At 73.8% G+C, this 14,356-nt stretch carries 15 protein-coding genes; 3 read left to right on the top strand and 12 right to left on the bottom strand.

Annotated features, from left to right (window positions below; translation table 11 throughout):
- The first annotated feature begins 8 nt into the window (after window positions 1–8).
- Together ACFVU9_RS19970 and zapE are read left to right on the top strand one after the other, a co-directional pair.
- Window positions 9–632, top strand: coding sequence for a hypothetical protein (locus tag ACFVU9_RS19970; RefSeq protein WP_387594925.1), 624 nt, complete (start codon window positions 9–11; stop codon window positions 630–632).
- 320 nt (window positions 633–952) lie between these two features.
- Window positions 953–2,029 carry a cell division protein ZapE gene (gene zapE, locus ACFVU9_RS19965; RefSeq protein ID WP_387594922.1) on the top strand — a complete coding sequence of 359 codons (1,077 nt, stop codon included), beginning with the start codon at window positions 953–955 and terminating at the stop codon, window positions 2,027–2,029.
- Window positions 2,030–2,088: 59 nt separating this feature from the next.
- On the opposite strand, the gene ACFVU9_RS19960 is transcribed toward zapE, so the two are convergent.
- From ACFVU9_RS19960 to ACFVU9_RS19920, 9 genes are all read right to left on the bottom strand, one after another.
- Entirely contained in the window at window positions 2,089–2,802 is a 714-nt protein-coding gene (locus ACFVU9_RS19960) for a hypothetical protein (protein ID WP_387594919.1), read from the bottom strand.
- 117 nt (window positions 2,803–2,919) lie between these two features.
- Window positions 2,920–3,744 (bottom strand): M55 family metallopeptidase, encoded by an 825-nt coding sequence (locus ACFVU9_RS19955; protein WP_387594916.1) that lies wholly within the window; start codon window positions 3,742–3,744, stop codon window positions 2,920–2,922.
- 110 nt (window positions 3,745–3,854) lie between these two features.
- Window positions 3,855–4,706: a TIGR03943 family putative permease subunit gene (locus tag ACFVU9_RS19950; protein ID WP_387594913.1), complete on the bottom strand. Its 852-nt coding sequence runs from the start codon at window positions 4,704–4,706 to the stop codon at window positions 3,855–3,857.
- A complete protein-coding gene (locus ACFVU9_RS19945; RefSeq protein ID WP_387594910.1) occupies window positions 4,703–5,713 on the bottom strand; it encodes a permease in 1,011 nt (336 codons plus the stop codon). The genes ACFVU9_RS19950 and ACFVU9_RS19945 overlap by 4 nt, the downstream gene beginning before the upstream one ends.
- Window positions 5,714–5,911: 198 nt before the next feature.
- On the bottom strand, window positions 5,912–6,427 hold the full coding sequence (locus tag ACFVU9_RS19940) for a Fur family transcriptional regulator (protein WP_380437723.1): 516 nt from the start codon (window positions 6,425–6,427) through the stop codon (window positions 5,912–5,914).
- A gap of 17 nt (window positions 6,428–6,444) precedes the next feature.
- Window positions 6,445–7,293, bottom strand: coding sequence for a metal ABC transporter permease (locus ACFVU9_RS19935; protein WP_387594907.1), 849 nt, complete (start codon window positions 7,291–7,293; stop codon window positions 6,445–6,447).
- Window positions 7,290–8,207 carry a metal ABC transporter permease gene (locus tag ACFVU9_RS19930; RefSeq protein WP_387594904.1) on the bottom strand — a complete coding sequence of 306 codons (918 nt, stop codon included), beginning with the start codon at window positions 8,205–8,207 and terminating at the stop codon, window positions 7,290–7,292. Before ACFVU9_RS19930 ends, ACFVU9_RS19935 begins: the two co-directional genes overlap by 4 nt.
- The gene (locus tag ACFVU9_RS19925; protein ID WP_387594901.1) at window positions 8,191–9,090 is read right to left on the bottom strand and encodes a metal ABC transporter ATP-binding protein; all 900 of its coding nucleotides are present in this window, start codon (window positions 9,088–9,090) and stop codon (window positions 8,191–8,193) included. Before ACFVU9_RS19925 ends, ACFVU9_RS19930 begins: the two co-directional genes overlap by 17 nt.
- Window positions 9,091–9,138: 48 nt before the next feature.
- On the bottom strand, window positions 9,139–10,122 hold the full coding sequence (locus ACFVU9_RS19920) for a metal ABC transporter solute-binding protein, Zn/Mn family (RefSeq protein WP_387594898.1): 984 nt from the start codon (window positions 10,120–10,122) through the stop codon (window positions 9,139–9,141).
- 297 nt (window positions 10,123–10,419) lie between these two features.
- Here ACFVU9_RS19920 and ACFVU9_RS19915 point away from each other — a divergent pair, with 297 nt between their 5' ends.
- Window positions 10,420–11,508: a polyprenyl synthetase family protein gene (locus tag ACFVU9_RS19915; protein ID WP_387594895.1), complete on the top strand. Its 1,089-nt coding sequence runs from the start codon at window positions 10,420–10,422 to the stop codon at window positions 11,506–11,508.
- 19 nt (window positions 11,509–11,527) lie between these two features.
- Here the strand turns inward: ACFVU9_RS19915 and ACFVU9_RS19910 are convergent, their stop codons facing one another.
- From ACFVU9_RS19910 to ACFVU9_RS19900, 3 genes are all read right to left on the bottom strand, one after another.
- The gene (locus ACFVU9_RS19910) at window positions 11,528–12,424 is read right to left on the bottom strand and encodes an MBL fold metallo-hydrolase (RefSeq protein ID WP_387594892.1); all 897 of its coding nucleotides are present in this window, start codon (window positions 12,422–12,424) and stop codon (window positions 11,528–11,530) included.
- Entirely contained in the window at window positions 12,421–13,668 is a 1,248-nt protein-coding gene (locus tag ACFVU9_RS19905; RefSeq protein WP_387594889.1) for an MFS transporter, read from the bottom strand. Before ACFVU9_RS19905 ends, ACFVU9_RS19910 begins: the two co-directional genes overlap by 4 nt.
- 82 nt (window positions 13,669–13,750) lie before the next feature.
- Window positions 13,751–14,332: a TetR/AcrR family transcriptional regulator gene (locus ACFVU9_RS19900; protein WP_380437709.1), complete on the bottom strand. Its 582-nt coding sequence runs from the start codon at window positions 14,330–14,332 to the stop codon at window positions 13,751–13,753.
- Window positions 14,333–14,356 lie beyond the last annotated feature (24 nt).

The following is a 14,356-nucleotide window of genomic DNA, read 5'->3' as shown; positions in this document are numbered from 1 at the left end:
ACGCTCAGGTGCACCAGAACAGGAACGGTTTGCAGCCAGGTGTGGCCGGCGGGGTGGTCGGGTGCTGGGTGGGGGAGGGCTGGGGAGCGGGGCCGGTGTTCGGCGTGGTCGTGCTGGGAGCCGGCTTCGCGGGCGGGTCCGCCGGGGGAGGGGGCGCGGCGGCGGACGTGGGCGGGCCGGACGGGGACGCCGCGGCGGACGTGGTGCTGCTGGACGGCTTCGGCCGGGTGCTGGAAGCCGACGGCTGCGGGCGGGCGGTGGCCGCGGCCGTGGTGGCCGATGCGGGTGCGGCCGGGGCGGCCGGGATCGGCGCGTTGTTCTGCGACGGTGACCCGGTGCCGGCGGAGGCGGGGGTCACCGCACCGTCCGAGTTGCCGCCGGCCAGCAGCACGGTGGCCAGCCCGCAGACCACCACCCCGGCCGCCGACACCGCCAGGACCCGGCCCCGCGCCCGGCCGGCCCGCCGCCGGGCCGACCGTCGTGCCGACTGGCGCGACGGCGCGGTGGACGGAGCCTCGACCGGCCGGGTGGGTTCCCGGCCCGCGCCATCCCCGGTCGTGGCCTCGGCGGCCCGGCCGCAGCCGGGGCAGGAGAGCGCGCCGTTGAGGTGGCGTCGGCAGGGGGTGCAGTAACTCATGGGATCTTTTCCGTAGGCGCGGCATGACCGGGATCCCGGCGGTGACTGCCATGCCGCCCACAGGCCGGACCGGATCGGATCGGGATGCGAGCGTACGCAGACCGGACCGCTTTGCGACACCCGGCCGACGCGAGACTTCTGCGGGGGTCGGGTGTCGTTCGTGTGAGGGCGTGTCCGGCCGAGCGCACTGCGTGGGAGCGCCCGGGCGCATTGCGTGGGAGCGCCCCCGCCCCCGGTCGGTGCGGCGCGGTCCACGACCATGGGGGTGTGGCCGACGATCTTGCTGACACCGGTGCCCTGCTAGGGTCCGGACCCGTGACGGACAGGGTGCAGAAGCAGTACGAGGCGATGCGTGGGCACTTCCAGCGGGCCGCCGGGCAGCACGGATTCACGCTCGACCCCGCCCAGGAACTCCCGGTCGAACGACTCAGCCGACTGGCCGGCGAACTGGCCCACCCGGCCTGGCGGCTGCGCCGCAGTCCGCGGCACCTCTACCTCTGGGGCCCGGTCGGCCGCGGCAAGAGCTGGCTGGTGAACACCTTCCTCGACGGGCTGGCGACCCCGCGCAAGCGGCGGCTGCACTTCCACGACTTCTTCCGCCGGCTGCACGAGGGCGTGGCCCTCGGCACGGAGAACCGGCCCGCGGACGGCGCGGCGGTGGACCGGGCCGTCGACGAGCTCCTCGGCGACTGCCGGATCCTCGTCTTCGACGAGTTCCACGCCCACGACGCGGGTGACGCGATGCTGGTCGCCCGTCTCCTCCGCACCCTGCTGGAGCGGCGGATCACGCTCGTCACCACCTCCAACTACCCGCCCGCCGGCCTGATGCCCGACCCGCTGTACCACCACCTCTTCGAGCCGACGATCAGGCTGATCGAGGAGCGGATGGACGTGCTGGACGTCTCCGGACCCGTCGACTTCCGACAGCGGCCCCGGGCGGACGGCGGCCACGGCTTCGCCCTCGGCGCCCGTCTCCACCCCGGTGACGAGACGTCGGCCGGCCTCACCCCGCCCCGGCCCGAGGAAGCGGGTCCGGTCGCCGCCCACCACCGTGAGCTGCCGGCCCGGGCGGTTCGCGACGACCACGTGTGGTTCGGCTTCGGGGACCTGTGCGAGGGCCTCACCGCCGTCGCCGACTACCTCGCGCTCGCCGACCGCTTCCCCACCGTCGTCCTCGACGACGTCATCCCGCTCACCGAGGCGTCCCCCGACGGCCGTCGGCGCTTCGCCAACCTGGTCGACGTCTGCTGCGACCGCGACGTCCGCCTGGTCCTGATCGGAGCCGACCCGCTCGCCGGCCTCCCCACGGACTCCACCCTCATGCGCGACCTCGACCGCACCGCCAGCCGCCTCGCCCTCCTCCGCGATCCGGCTCGGGAAGCCGCCCGCTGAGCAACCTCGGGCCACGCTGGAGCCGAGGCGTGAGCGTCGCGTTCGCGCAGAAAGATCGGCTACCGCTCGTGCAGCCAGATCCGCAAGGGGCCCAGCGGCTCGAAGCCGTGGCGGAGGGCTGCCGCCAGGTCGTCGCCGTGCTCGTAGCCGACCACCGGCAGGGTGGGGAACAACCGGGTCATTGCGTCCAGGACGAATGGCCAGGCCGCGTCGGGGCCGCCGTTCGGTGCGAAGACGTTGGAGACTCCGACCACCTCGTCGCTGCGGCTCGCCACCGCTCCGGCGACCACCCGGCCGTCGGTGGAACGGGCGGCGAGCACCGAGGTGGCGGGGTCGTCCAGCAGCTCGGGGCGGAAGAGGTCCGCGTCGCCGCCCCCGCCGTCCCACGCGAGTGCCCAGGCGCGCAACGCGTCAGGGGAGGCCACCACGTCCCAGGCGAGGCCCGGGGCCACGGCGGGCGCGCCGGCCGGGCGGTGGATCCACTGCGCCTCGAACAGGACCCGGAAGCCGGCCGCCGTCAGATCGAGGTCGGCGAAGCTGTCCTTGACGGAGGCGCCGGGTGCGGCGGTGTCGATCCGCGACACCAGCGCGGCCTCGTCGGCGCCCGGCGCCAGCGTCACCGCGTCCGGGTAGTAGACCGGCGTGCGGGACGGCGCGGACCAGGCGTGCGGGCCGAACTCGCCCGCCACGCCGTGGGATCGGCCCATCGCCGCGCACCACTCGGCGTTGTTGCGGGCGGCGGCCCGGACCAGGAAGTGTTCGGGAGTCGTCACGACTGCGGATCATGACGACTCCCCGCCCGGTCCGTCCAACGGTTTTCCGGCATGCCGACCCGGGGCGGGCCGCGCGTCCCCTGCTCGGTCCCTTCGAGACGGCGGCGCGCGACAGGGCTACTCGGCTATTCCCCGTGTGAGCAACACGACGGTGACGAAGGCGCGGTAGAGGCGGACGGGGTCGTCATCGGTGATGTGCACGGTGAGGTCGTCGGCGCGGATCACGCCGGTGATCCAGGTCGCCATCTCGGCGAGGTCGGCGTTGCGGAAGCGGACGGTGAGGGTGGCGGGCAGGGCGATCGCGGGCGGTGCGGCGTCCCCGAGGTTCCGTACGGCGGTGTTGGCGCCGTCCCGGATCAACTCCCGCGCCTGCTCCGGGTGCAGGCTGTCGGCGGCGAACCGGGAGACCGACGTCTTGACGACGACCGCCTCGACGGCGGGGCAGAACGGTTCGAACTGCCCGGCGGTGACGTCGTCGCCGGTGATCAGCACGACCGGCACCCGGTGCCCGAGCGCGACCAGCGCGTTGATGCCCGCCTCCCCGGCCGCGAGGCCGTTCAGCCGCACTTCGGCGATCGCGCGCGGGTTGTACGTGTGGGACAGCGCGGACGCCGCGCCGGACATCGAGCCGTGGTAGGAGACGAAGAAGACCGCGTCGAACGACGGGTCGAGACCCTGCATCATGTAGAGGGGCTTGTGCCGGCCCGACAGGTAGCGGGCGCGGCGCGCGAGGCGGTCCGGCCGGAGGTTGGACATCGCGGAGTGCGAGTCGTTGACCAGGAACTCGGTGGCTCCCGCGGCGGCGGCGCCCTCGATCGCCGCGTTGACCTCCTGTTCGAGCAACTCCCGGTAGTAGCCGTACTGGGAGCCCGTCGGCCGGCACTGCTCCCAGTCGACGATCCCCGCGGTGCCTTCCATGTCGGACGAGATGAAGATCTTCACCGGTGTTCTCCTCAAGGGCCGTGGCCACGCGGACGAGTCGGACCGCCGGACATCATCGCGTCCGGCGGGCGAACCCGAAAGGCGGCCCGGCGCCGCTACGCGGTGTCCGGCTACCCGTCCGAAGGCGAGACGTCCCGGTACGGGGCGCGGGGCTGGGGGACGCCGTGCTGTTCGGAGACGTCGATCCGCGGGGCGGCGGTGGCCGACGTACCGGGGGCGGGGTGCCAGACGCCGGTGAGGTCCACCCAGCTGTCGGTGGCCGGGGTCGGGCCGTCGGCGTGCACCAGGACGCGCAGGCGGCGGGCGTCCGCCGCGCAGCAGCTGACGACCAGCCGGTTGAGGTACCACTCGCCCGGCTGCGCGCCGGGGGCGACGAAGCCGGTGAGCCGGACCTTGCGGTGCTCCAGGCTCCGCTGCGGGTCGTGGCTGCGGCCGATGAACTCGGTGAGCGACATCGGGGTGACCACGTCCGTCCACGTGTCACCGGTGGCTCCGGGCGTTCCGGCGGGCACGGGTGTGGCCAGCTGGGCGTAGCCGGCCTGGTCGACGACGGCGTCCGTGCCGTCGCGGGAGGCGCTGAACGAGCCCAGTGGGGGAGGGGCGAGGCAGAGCAGCAGGAGGGCGGGGACGGTCAGCAGCCACGCCACCCGCGGGCCGTGGTCGTGTCCGTGCCCGTGCCCGGAGTCGTGCCCTTCGTACGTGGCGGGCCGGTGCCAGACGGCGTTGCCCTCGGCGTCCCGGCCGAAGCGCAGGACGGGTTCCCGGTGCCGCTCGGCCAGCCGGCGTGCGACGCCCGCGATGCCCAGTCCGACCAGGACGAGTCCCGAGCCGATGAGCGGAAGGCGCAGGCCCTCCTTGACGTACTGGAGGAACACGTCCCCGGCGAGGGTGATCCGCAGCAGTGCCGCGCCCACGAGCACGACGAGCAGGGACGGGGCGAGGCCCCGGAGCGTGGCCTTCACAGCGCGAGCCCTCCGATCACGATGCTGGTGCCGACGGCCACGACGAAGGTCGCGGAGGAGAAGCGGGCGGCGAACGCGCGGCCGAAGGCGCCGGACTGGAGCGCGACGAGTTTGAGGTCGACCATCGGGCCGACGACCATGAAGGCGAGCCTGGCGATCGGTGAGAAGCCGGTCAGCGAGGCGGCGACGAAGGCGTCCGCTTCGGAGCAGACCGCCAGCACCACGGCGAGGAACGCCAGGACCGGGACGCCCAGCCAGGGTTCGTCGGCGAAGACGCGCAGCACCGACGGCGGGACGAGGACGTTGAAGGTGGCGGCGGCCGCGGCGCCGACCACCAGGAAGCCGCCGGCCTGGAGGAAGTCGTGCTGGAAGCCGCGCCGGAACTCCTCCAGCGGGTTGCGCGAGCCGTCGCCGTCACCGGCCGGGCCCTTCGGGAGCCGTAGCCATTCCGGCCGGCCGAACGCCACCCAGAGCCAGCCCATCACGACCGCCGTCAGGAGCGAGGCGGCCAGGCGCGCCAGCACCATCTCCGGCATTCCGGGGAAGGCGATCGCGGTGGCGACGAGCACCACCGGGTTGATGGCCGGCGCGGAGAGCAGGAACGCCAGGGCCGCCGCCGGGGCGACTCCCCGTCTCATCAGGCTTCCGGCCACCGGGACGGACGCGCACTCGCACCCCGGCAGGACGGCGCCGGCGACCCCGGCCACCGGTACGGCCAGGGCGGGGTTGCGCGGCAGCACCCGGGTGAAGACCCGCTCGGGGACGAACGCCCCGAGCGCCGCCGAGACCACGGTGCCGAGCACCAGGAACGGCACGCCCTGCACCACGATGGCGACCATGACGGTCCGCCAGGTCCGCACGACGCCCGCGTCCCACGCCGGCACCAGGACGACGGTGGCCACCGCTGCCGCCAGTACCCCGAACGGCAGCGCGGGCCTCCGGCGGGGCGGGGTGACCGCCGGTTCCGCCGGGAGGTGCCGGGCGCTGCCGAGACTCGTCTCCACCAAGGTGACCGCCCCTCAGCCCGCTCGCCGCCGATGGACGGCGAGAACTGTCTGCTCACCGTCAAGTGGGGAGCGGGGATAGAGTAGCGTTGATAATCATCTTCATCTAGAGGTCCCGGTGGGCCGGTCGCGCGGAAAGCCTGGGAGCGGAGGGCCTGGGAGTGGCGGGTCGTCCGCGCGGCCGGTGGCGGCCGCGGATGGTCAGCCGGCCGCGAGGCAGGTGGCGCAGGTGCCGGTGAGTTCGACGGTGTGCCGCACGTCCGCGAAGCCCGATGTCCGGGCGACGTGGTCGGCCCACGCCTCGACGGCGGCGGACTCGACGGACCGGCTCAGGCCGCACGCGCGGCAGACGAGGTAGTGCCGGTGGGCGGTGCCCGGCCGGTGGCGGAACAGCCGTTCGCCGTTGGTGTCGCGGATGACGTCGGCGCGGCCGACGGCGGCGAGCGCGGTGAGGGTGCGGTAGACGGTGCTCAGGCCCACCCGGGATCCGGCGGCGAGCAGTCCGGCGTGCAGGAGCTGGGCGCTGACGAAGTCCTCGCACGTGGCGAGGGCGCGCAGCACCTCGGCGCGCTGCGGGGTGAGGCGGCCGAACCCGCCGTCGTCCCGGGTCTGTTCGCGCGTGGTCCGGCGGCGGGCGGCGGCTCGGCGGAAGGCCTCCGTCAGCGCGGTGTTCTCCGTCTCGGCTATCGGCGTCTCGGTGATCGGCGTCGAGGTCATCGGCTCACCCTCCGTGCTCACGGCCCGGTTCGGGCGGTTGCCGGACCGGCGGTCCGGGCCGGGCGGACCAGGAAGGTGGCGGCGTACACGGCGGTGGCGACGGCCATGATCGCGAAGCTCGGCGGCAGTTTCGGCGCCGCCGCGCTGAGCAGCAGGCCGCCCCACATGTCGGCGACGGCGAGCGCGGCCGACAGCGCGAGTGCGCGGAACGGGCGGTCGGTGAGCCGGATCGCCGCGCCTGCCGGGGCGGCGAGCAGCCCGAGCAGGAGGAGCGATCCGACGGCCTGGGTCGCTTCGCCGGCGCACGTGCCGGCCAGTGCGAGGAACGCGAATCCCAGCAGCCGGACGGGCACGCCGCGGGCGGCGGCCACGGCCTCGTCCAGGGTGGCGAACAGCAGCGGCCGGGCGATCAGCAGTACGGTCAGGCACACCGCGCCCGCGATGGCGACCGCGACGGCGGTCTGGTTCCCGTGCAGGCCGAAGATCGAGCCGAACAGGACGCTGGTGCCGGCGCCGCCCCGGGCGCCGCTGCGCGAGGTCGTGTAGATGGTGAGGAAGAAGGCGCCCAGGCCGAGGATCCAGGCGAAGACGCTGCCGATCACCACGTCGTCCGCGCGCCCGTGCCGGCCCAGGCCGCCGATCAGCAGGCCGACGCCGATGGTCGCGGCGAACAGCCCGAGGCGCAGGTCGTAGCCGCCGGCCAGGGCGGCCATCGCGCCGGTGAACGCGACGTGGCTGAGCGCGTCACCGGTGAAGATCTGGGCGCGCAGCACCAGGAAGTAGCCCACCAGGCCGCAGGCGAGCGCGATGAACGTCCCGGCGAGCAGGGCGTGCTGGAAGAACGCCTGGGTGACGACGGACGTCATGCGGCACCTCCGGTCGCGAGTGGTGTCCGCGCGCGGCGGCCGACGGCCTCGCGGGTGTGGCGGACCAGGTGGGCGAGGACGAAGGCGGCGAACGCGAAGCCCGTCACGAAGAAGCCCAGCGGGTACGGCTGGTAGTACGCCGCGATCAGTCCGGCCCAGCAGGCGGCCAGGCCCAGGAGCACCGACAGCACCAGGCCGAGCCCCGGCCGGGCGGTGAGCTGCTGGGCGGTCGCGGCGGGGATCACCATGAGTGCGAACACCAGCAGCGTGCCGGTGATCTGGCTCGCCTCGGCCGTGGCCGCGCCCAGCAGGACCAGGAACAGCGTGCCCAGCAGCCGCACCGGCACGCCCCGGCCGGCCGCCACCTCCGGATCCACCGAGGCGAACAGCAGCGGGCGTCCGATCACCGCGAGCACGGCGAGCACCACCGCGCCGATCACCGCGAGGGTCACCACCTGCCCGGTGGTGATGCCCAGGAAGTCGCCGAACAGCAGCGCCATCGGCCCTTCCAGCAGGCCCTTGTACAGGCTGATGAAGAGGAAGCCGCAGGCCAGCGCGAACGCCTGGACCGTCCCGGTGACGGCGGACTCCTCCGCCCCGCCCTCCCGGCCCCCGCGCTGCAGCGCCGCGATCACCAGGGCCGTGGCGGTGCAGAACCCGAGGTAGCCGAGCGAGGTGGAGAAGCCGGCCAGGACGGCCAGCGAGGCGCCGGGGAACGCCGCGACGGACAGCGTGTGCGCGGCGAAGGTCTGCCGGCGCAGGACCACGAACCAGCCCACCACGGCGCACACGACGGCCACGATCAGTCCGGCCCGGAAGGCGTTCACCATGGACAGGTAGGACCACATGTCCTGGAAGTCGGCGACCAGGTTCCAGGAGAAGCGTGGTGACCACGCATCAGTCGCGAGCGGCATCGGCGTCCCCCTTCCCGTGCCGGTCGGTGTGGAGCGCCGGCGCCTCCGGCTGCCCGACCACGACCAGGCGGCCGTCGCTCGTGCGCAGCACCTCGACGGGCGTGCCGTACAGCCGGGTGAGCGTCTCGGAGGTGATCACCTCGGCGGGCCTGCCCGCGACGGCGCCGCCCTCGGCGATGTACACCACCCGGTCCAGGTGGTGGAGGATCGGGTTGACGTCATGGGCGACCATCACCACCGACACCCCCTCCTCGTGACAGATCCGGCCCAACAGCCCGGCGATCGCACCTTGGTTGGGCAGGTCCAGGCTGTCCAGCGGCTCGTCCAGCAGCAGCACGCGCGGGCGCCGCACCAGCGCCTGGGCGATCAGCAGCCGCTGCTGCTCGCCGCCCGAGCACTGCCCGATCGGCCGGTGCGCGTACCTGCCCGCGCCGACCAGCTCGACGGCCTGCTCGACCCTTTCCCGGGCGGCCCGGCGCTTGGCCCGGCCCAGGCCCGGGACGGGGATCCCCCACTGATCCCCGTCCAGGCCCAGCCGCACCACGTCCACCCCGCGGATGCGCACGCCCGCGTCGAAGGTGCGGCGCTGCGGCAGGTACCCGACGGCCGCGTTGCGCTCGCCGGGCGCGCCGCCGAGGACGCGCACCTCGCCGGCCGCCGCCGGGAGGACTCCCAGCAGGACCTTGACGAGGGTGGACTTGCCGACCCCGTTGGGGCCGAGGACGGCGGTGAACTCCCCGGCCCCGACGGTCAGGTCGACCCCCGACCAGAGGGTCCGCCCGCCCACGCGCACGGCCGCGCCGCGCAGCGACAGCACCGGCTCCCCGGCGGGAGCGGTGTGCCCGATGTCCGTACGGACCTTCTCGATCGGATGGATGCTCATGTGCCCGTCTCCCTCCGCTTGTTCACTTGCCCGGCTCGTTCCGCCCGCTCACTTGCCCGTGGCCGCCTTCAGCGCGTCGGCGATGCCCTGCAACTGCTGGGTCTGCCAGTCCTGGAAGGTGGCGTCGGCCGGGGCCAGGGTCTCGGTGACCTGGGCGACCGGGATGCCCTGCGCCTTGGCGGCGTTGACCTGCGCCACGACGTCGGGGTTGGAGTTCTGGGAGTTGTAGACGTAGATCTTGATCTGCTTGCCGGAGATCTGGCGGTCGATGGCGGCCTTGTCGGCGGCGGTCGGGTCGGTGCCCTCGCTCTCCGCGTCGAGGAACGTCTCCGGGGTGAGCATCTTCAGGCCGACGCTCTCGGCGAGCGGGGTGACGATCGACTCGGAGGCGCCGATCGGGGTGTCCGCGTACTTCGCCTTGATGTCGGCTTCCAGCTGGTTGTACGTGGCCAGCGTCCGGGTGGTGAAGGTCTGCTTCTGCTGGTCGAAGTAGGCCGCGTCGGCCGGGTCCGCCTTCTCGTAGTCGGCGGTGATCCGGTCGATCACCTTGTACACGCTGTCGTGCGAGTACCACTGATGGGGGTTGTCGCCCTCCTTCTTCCCCACCAGGTCACCGACCTTCAGCGTCATCCGGTTCGGCCCCGGGTTCGCGGAGAGCAGCTTGTCGGACCACGCGTCGTAGCCGATCCCGTTGGCGATCACGTAGTCCGCGCCCGCGACGGTGCGGCCGTCGGCGGCGGTGGGCTCGTAGGAGTGCGGGTCGGTGTCCGGGTTGGTGATGATGCTCGTCACCTTGACGTGGTCCCCGCCGAGTTGGGCGGCGATGGAGCCCCAGAAGTTCTCCGCGGCGGCGACCTGGATCACCTTCGAGCCGCCGCCGGCGCTGCTCGACCCTGCGGACGCCGAGCCCGCGGTCCTCGCCGACGAACTGGTGGAGCACGCGCTGGTGGCGGCGAGGGCGGCGACGGCGGTGGCGCCGAGGACGACTCTGAGGGGGCGGGGACGGGCCTTGCTGGACGGGGCGGCACGCATGGGGACTTGCTCCTTCGAACCCGCTGGCTCCGCCGGTGGGCGGGGTCCAGCTCCGGTGGACACCTCCACGTTAGATGGAAACGATTTTCACAACCAGGGGCTTGTAGTTTGAGATGGAAATCATTGCCAAGTCTTGGCGTTGGGGCGGTGAGGGTCTGGCCGGCCACCGGCTGCTCGGACCGCGCTGTGGATGGGGGAGCATGGTGTCCGAACCACCGCCATGAGAACCGCTGCCCTGGTCCGTGCCGCTCCGCGAAAGCCGGATGCACGTTCCCTCCTAGAACGGAAGACCGTCCCGTGACCGATGCCGCCGTCCTCACCGAGCAGATCCGGGCCCGCCTCGCCGGGTACGAGCGGCGGTTCGGCGCGCGGTTCGAGCAGTACTTCCGGGACCTGGCCGCCGACTTCGACGCCCCGACGTCCAGCCGGTTCACCCCGGAGTGCCTCGGCCTCCTGCGGGACCTGTCACTGCGCGGCGGCAAGCGGATGCGGGTGGCCCTCCTCTTCGAAGCCGCCCGCCTGGTGACCGCAGACTCCGTGGAGGGGCTCGATGACGCCGCGCTGAGCATCGAACTGCTCCAGGCCCACGGGCTGATCCACGACGACATCATCGACGACAGCCCCACCCGCCGGGGCGGTCCCTCCACCTACTACGCCTACCGCGCCCGGTTCCCCGACCGGCCGCAGGCCGCGCTCGGGCTCGCCCTCCTCGCCGGCGACCTCGCCCTCGCCCTGTCCCTCCGGGTCCTCCTCGACTCCCGGGCCCCGCTCCCGGTGCGGCAGGCCATGGTGGAGGTGCAGACGCGAGCGGCGTCGGCCACGTTCGCCGGCCAGATCGCCGACCTGGAACGGGACTTCACCGCGGACCCGGCCGAGGACCTGCTGCACGACGTGGCCGAGTACAAGACCGCCCGCTACTCCGTCCTCGCGCCGCTCCAGCTGGGACTGCTCGCCGCCGGCGCCGAACCGGGCCGCCACGACGAGGAACTGCGGCGCTACGCCCGGCTGGTGGGGATCTGCGGGCAGATGCGCGACGACTACCTCGACCTCTTCGGCGACGCGGCCGCCATGGGCAAGCCCACCGGCGCGGACATCCGGGAAGGGCGCCGCAACTACACCGTCCGCGCCCTCCTGGCGGTGGCGACCGGCTCCGAACGGGCCCTGGTGGAGTCCGCACTCGGCGACGGAGACTGCACCGAGGAGGCCATTACCGCCATCCGGGACATCGCCGAGCGCCACGGCGTCCCCGGGAAGATGACGGCGGACATGCGGCGCCGCGCACGCGAGGCCGCCACCGAGGCCGCCGGGTGGCGTCCGCGGTGGCGGGAGGAGGCCGTCGCGTTCTTCGAGTACCTGCCGGGGTGGAGCGTCGAGCGCACCAAGTGAGCCGCGGCCGGCGCCTGGATCAGGCCGCCGTGGGCGGGAGTTGGCCGGCCGGCTCGGCGTGGAGGCGGTAGTGGCCGTTCTCGCGGCGGACGGTGCCGCCCGTGGGGTGCGGGAAGTGCGTGCCCAGGAGCAGGGCGTCGGTGTCGGCGAGGGCTTCGAGCATCCCGGCGCGGGTGCGGATCGCCTGGGCGGAGTCGATGTCGACGCAGCTGTGCACATGGGGGTGCGAGAGCTGGACGGGGTGGTGGATGCTGTCGCCGGTGATCAGGGCGCGGCGGTCGGCTCCGCGCAGTTCCACGGCGACCTGGCCCGGGGTGTGGCCGGGGGCCGGGACCAGGCGGACGCCGGGGGCCACTTCGCGGCCCTGCTCGGGGACGTCGACGGGGTGGTACAGCCCGGCGTCGTGGACGGGGTGCACGGAGTCGCGGAACATCTGGGCGCGGGCCTCGTCCAGCTCGGTGGCGGCCCAGTGGTCCCATTCGGTGCGGCTGGTGAGGTAGCGGGCGTTGGGGAAGGTGGGGACCCAGTCCTCGCCGTCGAGGCGGGTGTTCCAGCCGACGTGGTCGGTGTGCAGGTGGGTGGTGATCACGAGGTCGACGCTCTCGGGCGGGAAGCCGGCGGCCGTCAGGCGGTCCAGGAAGTCGGTGTCGAGGCCGTTCCAGGCCGGGTTGGCGCGGGTCTTGCCGTTGCCGATGCCGGTGTCCACGACGATCCGCAGTCCGCCGGCCTCCAGCGCGAAGCCGTGGCTCGCCAGGCGGGGGACGTCGGCGTCGGCGAAGTCGGGGCGCAGCCACTGCGCTTCGTCCAGCACCTCCTTGGTGGCGGCGGGCAGCAGCCAGGGGCCGGTCTGGCGGGGCAGTTCGATCTCGTCGACGCGGCGGACGGTGATGTCGCCGAGGTTCCAGCCGGTGTTCATCGGGGGGTCCTTCCGGAGGGGTGCGGGGCCGGGCGGTGCTGCCGCGCGGCGTGGGTGAGGCCGGTGGCGGCCAGCAGGACGACGGTCGCGGCGTAGACGGCGACGGCGGTCTGAAGGCCGTAGAGGTTGGTGAGCAGTCCGGCGAGGACGGCGGGGATGCTCATGGCGAGGTAGCTGAGGACGTAGTAGGCGGCGAGGGTGCCGGCGCGTTCGTCGGGGGCGGCCGGGGGGAGCAGCAGGCGCAGGGCTCCCTGGGTGACGGCGCCGAAGCCCGCGCCGGCGAGGGCGGTGCCCGCGAACAGGGCGGTCAGGCTGTGCAGTTGGGGGCTGCTCAGGGTGAGCAGGGCGCCCGGGATCAGGAGCGCGGTGCCGGCCAGGTTGACGGTGCGGGCGGGCAGCGCCCGGGCGGCGTGGGCGGCGAGGCCCGCTGCGGCCGTCATGGTGAAGAAGACCAGGCCGCCGGTGGCGCGGGTGGCGTGCGGGGCGATGAGGCGGGCGAGCGAGGGGCCGAGGGAGGAGTAGAAGCCGCCCAGGGCCCACGCGGCGACGATGCCGGGCGCGGCGAGGGCGAAGGCCGGGCGGGAGGCGGGGGAGACGGTGACCGCGGGGCGCAGGGAGCGCCAGGCGCCGGGGTGGGGGCGGGCGGTTTCGGGGGTGAGCAGGACGGCGGCGGCCTGGGCGGTGAACAGGACGAGCAGCAGCAGGTAGACCGTCCGGGTCGGGGCGGGGACGTATTGCACGAGGGCTGTCGCGGCCAGGACGCCGGCCGCCATGCCGGCCACGGGGGTGATGCCGTTGGCGGCCGTGGCCCGGCCGGGGCGGTCGGGGTCCTCGAAGTCGAGCAGGGCGGCTCCGGCGGCGCTGGTGGCCACGCCGGTGGCCAGGCCCTGCAGGATCCGGGCGGCGATGAGCGCCGGTATGCCCTGGGCGGTGGCGAAGAGGGCCATGGTGACGGCTTCGGCGACCAGCGCCCCGGCGAGGACCGGACGGCGGCCGAGGTGGTCCGAGAGCGTTCCCGCGGTCAGGAGCGCCACCAGCAGGGCGAGTGCGTAGGTGCTGAAGACGACGGTGAGCGTCATGGCCGAGAAGTGCCAGGCGGCCTGGTAGAGCGCGTAGACGGGGGTCGGCGCGCTGGAGGCGGCCAGCAGGCCGACCAGGACCGAGGCGTGGAGCGGGAAGGCGACGTGGCGACCCAGGACGGGAAGGCGAGGGGGACGGGACAGTAAGGCGATGACGCTGGACATGGAAGCACCTCTGAGCCTTAAGGCGAATGCTTTGCGTTAAGCACTCTAGGCTCACAGTCCCTCAAACGCAAACCCTTAGCTTTTACGTGAGGGCGGGCGGCGGCGCGATCCGGCCCAGCGCCGTCGCCACCAGGTGGTCCGTGTAGGCGGCCGACAGGTCCGAGGGGCGGAACAGGATCCGGTACATCAGGGGAGCGACGACGGCGTCCAGCAGGCCCTCCAGGTCGGGCACGGCCTCCCCGCGCCCGGCCGCGCGCACCCCGACCGCCTTCAGCTGCTCGGCGGCGTAGTCGGAGCAGCGCGCCGCGTTGCCGTGCCCGGGATCGCCCAGCAGCGCGTCGCGGATGTACGCGAGGCCCGCCGTCGAGGACATCTCCTCGGCGAACTGCGCCGTCCACGCCTCCAGGTCCGCCCGCAGGCTCCCGTGGTCGGCCGGCGGGGCGTCGGGGCGCAGCCGCTCCACGGCCACGTCCGACAGGAGTTCCCGCAGGTCCCCCCAGCGGCGGTAGACGGTGGACGGCGTGACGCCCGCGCGGGCGGCGATCAGGGGCACGGTGAGGGCGTCCCGGCCCAGTTCCGCTTCGAGATCGCGGACGGCCTGGTGGACGGACTGCTGGACGCGGGCGCTGCGCCCGCCGGGGCGTGTGGTCGGTCGGGCACTCATGCGGTCCAGACTAACGCGAAGGAG

The organism is Kitasatospora sp. NPDC057936 (genome assembly GCF_042887525.1).
Taxonomy (GTDB): domain Bacteria; phylum Actinomycetota; class Actinomycetes; order Streptomycetales; family Streptomycetaceae; genus Kitasatospora.
The sequence above is the reverse complement of the archived record's forward strand: the minus strand, read 5'-3'. Positions and strand labels throughout refer to the sequence as shown.

Excerpts from the sequence above, each read along its gene's own strand:
- ACFVU9_RS19935 (WP_387594907.1), bottom strand. The coding sequence starts at position 7,293 with ATGACGTCCGTCGTCACCCAGGCGTTCTTCCAGCACGCCCTGCTCGCC.
- ACFVU9_RS19910 (WP_387594892.1), bottom strand. The coding sequence starts at position 12,424 with ATGAACACCGGCTGGAACCTCGGCGACATCACCGTCCGCCGCGTCGAC.
- ACFVU9_RS19920 (WP_387594898.1), bottom strand. The coding sequence starts at position 10,122 with ATGCGTGCCGCCCCGTCCAGCAAGGCCCGTCCCCGCCCCCTCAGAGTC.
- ACFVU9_RS19940 (WP_380437723.1), bottom strand. The coding sequence starts at position 6,427 with ATGACCTCGACGCCGATCACCGAGACGCCGATAGCCGAGACGGAGAAC.
- ACFVU9_RS19905 (WP_387594889.1), bottom strand. The coding sequence starts at position 13,668 with ATGTCCAGCGTCATCGCCTTACTGTCCCGTCCCCCTCGCCTTCCCGTC.
- ACFVU9_RS19930 (WP_387594904.1), bottom strand. The coding sequence starts at position 8,207 with ATGCCGCTCGCGACTGATGCGTGGTCACCACGCTTCTCCTGGAACCTG.
- ACFVU9_RS19925 (WP_387594901.1), bottom strand. The coding sequence starts at position 9,090 with ATGAGCATCCATCCGATCGAGAAGGTCCGTACGGACATCGGGCACACC.
- ACFVU9_RS19900 (WP_380437709.1), bottom strand. The coding sequence starts at position 14,332 with ATGAGTGCCCGACCGACCACACGCCCCGGCGGGCGCAGCGCCCGCGTC.